Here is a 4,197-nt window from a genome sequence, read left to right as displayed (position 1 = left end):
TCATGGAACCTCCTCGGGAAAGGGGACGAGAAAATTCCACTTCTGGCGTCAGCTAATGGGCGGGGGGATTACCCAATCAAGTGACAAGAAAATAGGCTATGTCCGAAATGCGCGGCTGCAGCCGCAGCAAGTCATCACGACCGACGTCGCAAGTGGTCAGACCAGAGTTCTCAGTATGAACTACTGCGAGGCAGCCGATGTCGCTGCTGGTGGCGACTGCCCCGTGCTTGGCCTCCTGAAGTCCATCGATGGCCCGCGCACGGATATCGACGACCGTACGACCTACAACTATTACCCCATCGATGCTGCCGGGTGCGAGACCGGCACCGGACCGTGCCCGTATCGCAAGGGCGACCTCAAGCAAACCATCAACGCCCGCGGCCAGATCCGCGAGAATCTGAGTTATGACGCGGCAGGCCGCGTTCTTTCTGCCGTTGACGAAAACGGGGTGCTGACCGACTACAGCTACCACCCGCGTGGTTGGTTGGCATCGACCACGGTGCATGGCGCTACTTCCGTGCAAAATCGCGTCACCACCTTCGAGTATTGGCCCACCGGCTTGGTCAAGCGCATCACCCAGCCCGATGGCAGCTACGCCGCCTTTGTCTACGACCAGGCCCAGCGCCTCACCGATGTCACCGATGTCACCGATACGCTGGGCAACACCCTCCATTACGTGCTTGATAATGCCGGCAATCGTCTGGAGGAGCAGACCAAGGACGCGCAAGGCGCGCTCAAGCGCAGCCTGAGCCGTATTTACAACCAATTGGGCCAACTGAAAACGCAGGCGGACGCGGCCGCAAATCCCACCGACTACGCCTACGACGCAAACGGCAACCTGCGCTTGATAACAGATGCATTTGGCCGTAGCACGCTGCAAGAGCACGACCCACTTGGCCGGCTTGCGCGCACGTTGCAGGATGTCGATGGCATCAAGGCCGAAACCAACGTGAGTTACGACACGCAGGATCGTCCCTTGCAGGTCAAGGACCCCAAACGTCTGGACACGCGCTACACGTACAACGGCTTCGGCGATACCTTGAAGCTGACCAGCCCGGACACCGGCGTCACTAGCTATACCTACGACAGCGCAGGCAACCGCGCCACGCAGACCGATGCACGCGGCATCACGTCCACCTATGGCTACGACGCGCTCAACCGTGTCCTGAGCATCAGCTACCCAACCGCCGCCTTCAATGTCAGCTATACCTATGACGTCACGCAGAGCGTGTGCGCCAGCGGTGAGACCTTCACCGTCGGGCAGCTGGCTAAGCTCCAGGATGGCAGCGGTACCACCCAATACTGCTACAACCGCTTCGGCGAGGTGGTGCGCAAGGTGCAGACGGTCAACGGCAAGGTGTTGGTGTTGCGCTACGACTACACGCCTGGCGGCCGTCTGCGGTCGATGGTCTACCCGGATGGCACCACGGTCGATTATGTCCGCAACGCGCAGGGCCAGACGACCGAGGTTGGGGTGACGGCACAAGGCGGCAGCCGCCAACGTCTGCTGAGCGGAGCGACCTACTATCCGTTCGGCCCATCCGCCGGCTGGACCTACGGCAACGGCCGCAAGTTGGCACGTATGTACGATCAGGATTACAGGCCGCAGAGCATCCAGGACACCCGCGCTGGAGGGCTTGAAATCGGCTTTGGCTTCGATTCCGTTGGCGACCTCACTGCTCTGACGCCGGCCGGCAACCCAACACCAGAACTTCTTCTGGACTACGACGCCCTGGGCCGGCTCACGGCGCTCAAGGATGGCGCCGCCAATACCGCGATCGATGGCTACAGCTACGATGCCACCGGCAATCGCCTGAGTGCCAAAGTCGGCGGCGCCACGCAGGCCTACACCTATCCAACGACCAACCACCGCTTGAGCGCAGTCGCAGGCGTGGCACGCACCTACGACAAGATGGGCAACACCCTCACCATCGGCGGCAAGGCACGCGAGTACCTGTACGACACTACCGGCCGCATGACCCAGGTCAAACGCGCAGGCGTCGCGGTTATGAACTACCGCTACAACGGCCGAGGCGAGCAGGTACGCCGCTATCTGGGCACCACCAACACCTATACGCTCTACGACGAGGCCGGCCATTGGCTCGGCGACTACGACACCAACGGTGCACCCAAGCAACAAGCGATCTGGCTGGATGACCTGCCGGTGGGCCTGCTGGCCAACGGCGCTCAACTGCACTACATCGAACCCGACCACCTCGGCAGCCCGCGCGTCGTCGTCGATGCCGCCCGCGACGTTGCCGTGTGGAACTGGAGCCTGAAGGGCGAAGCCTTCGGCAACACTGCGCCCAACCAGGATCCGGATGGAGACGGCACCGCGATGGTGTTCGACATGCGCTTTCCAGGCCAGCGGTTTGATACAGCGAGCGGGTTCAATCAGAACTACTTCCGCGATTACGATGTGGCCACTGGTCGGTACGGGCAGAGTGATCCGATTGGATTAAGAGGAGGGCTGAATAGCTACTCATATGCTAACAATCGCCCGTTTTTCTCCTCTGATCCATTTGGCCTTCGTGCGCCATTTGCTCAAGAATCTGCTTTTATTGGCACTCTGTTCGGTAGCAGCTTCGATACTGCATCACTAGATATCCAGCAAGCATCGGGAAGCCGCGGCTCGTCTCTGCGTGGCAGCAATGTTAAGCTGCCACGAAGCCTTTTTATTGATGGCGATATAGGTAAAGGCATCGACCTCAATAAAGTTGAAGCGCGCTCAACTCTTGCTCACGAGGTTTTTCATGTGTGGCAACGTCGTAGAGGTGCAAAGGTCACCTCACGCCTCATACTTCCTCAGGTTGGATATACACTTGGCTTTGGAAGTCCCTATGATTACGCGAGTCCCTCTAGCGCTGAACAAGCATCTCAATACTTTAATGCGCTTTTTGGAGATGGCAAGTACGAAGCACAGGCTCAGTTATGGGAAGATTCGTACCTTGCTAGCGACTCAAGTAGCTTAGCCGGGGAAATTTGGAATGCTTTGCAAAACGAGGTGCAAAATGGGTGCATGGGGCAATGATTGCTAATAACTTAAGGCTGGCAATTATTCTTATGATCTCCTTGTCTGCTTGTGCTGCTCCTGGCCAAGGTATGAAAGCCAAGAAGACGAAGGAGGTCGGTAATGCTATAGTTCGTTCAATCGAAGCTTATCGTATTGAAAGGGCTGCTTATCCAAATTCGATTGATGAGCTTGGCAATTATAAGGAAATCATGACGGATGTTGATTCCGCAAATATAAAGTTATTTTTTGTCTCAAATTCGCCTGATAATTACGAGTTGATAATCAAGTATTTTGGCCCAGGCAGTAACTTATGCGTCCATCGATCTACAGACGCCCAAAACGTCTGGAATTGTACGGGTAGCTACTGATCAGAGGTCACCACCCAGGTTTGCCATTAGCTGTGCTAATCATCAAAAATCCAAGCTGGGCCTAAGGTTTCCCCATGTGGCTCCCTGCGAGATCACACTGGTGCGCCACGATTTGGAAGAAGTGCGCCCATGAGGGATGCTTTAAGAACGGAATCAGGTTCGCTTGAAAGTCCAATCTGACTCCGTTTTTCGCTGCCTACATTACATCGGCCCACGGTTCAAATGGCGGAAAGAACTCGCCATTTGCGCCACACGCTGATCCAATACGCCTTAACTTTGGTGTTAGAAAAAACTGGGAATTTGATTAAAATTTTCTTGGGTTCCACGTCCTACGGCCTGTTCGACTTGAGAGCTCACACTGTTTCAATTTTATGTGGAAACGGGGAAACGGGGAAACGGGGAAACGGGGAAACGGGGAAACGGGGAAACGGGGAAACGGGGAAACGGGGTCAGGTTTACTTCTCGAGATAAGGGCTCAAGGGTATCTTCCGCGGGACGCATCGGTACGGCGGCACTCTCACATCCATATCAGCGCTCTGCTCTTCCCAGCAGTCGATATCCCGACAAACCTGCAGCCGAGCCCAACGCGCCGATCGCCGCGCAGTGTTCGCTCACCGCTCGCCGCGCAGAGGAGCACACAGATGGGGTAACCAGCTGTCGTTTCGCATCTCACGCTAGACCACCTCGACCGCCTGCTACGCCCGCTCGTTGCTCATGTAAGAATGGGGTCAGGCTTATATGTCGACTCCCCCTAATTCAATGCCAGCCAAAACTAGAGGTCTGCGGTTGATGTTGATCACGGAACTCGGCGGGCGT

Annotated in this window: 2 protein-coding genes; both read left to right on the top strand. The window is 56.6% G+C overall.

Annotation, left to right across the window (positions count from 1 at the left end; translation table 11 throughout):
• The coding region (locus LL972_RS21370; protein WP_429002217.1) for an RHS repeat-associated core domain-containing protein at positions 1 to 3,031 on the top strand (3,031 nt) is incomplete at its 5' end.
• Positions 3,028 to 3,381: a hypothetical protein gene (locus LL972_RS21365; RefSeq protein ID WP_228329297.1), complete on the top strand. Its 354-nt coding sequence runs from the start codon at positions 3,028 to 3,030 to the stop codon at positions 3,379 to 3,381. The genes LL972_RS21370 and LL972_RS21365, both read left to right, overlap by 4 nt.
• Positions 3,382 to 4,197 lie beyond the last annotated feature (816 nt).

Source organism: Xanthomonas campestris pv. asclepiadis (assembly GCF_020784175.1).
Taxonomy (GTDB): Bacteria; Pseudomonadota; Gammaproteobacteria; order Xanthomonadales; family Xanthomonadaceae; genus Xanthomonas; species Xanthomonas campestris_D.
This window is presented reverse-complemented; position numbering and strand designations above follow the sequence as displayed.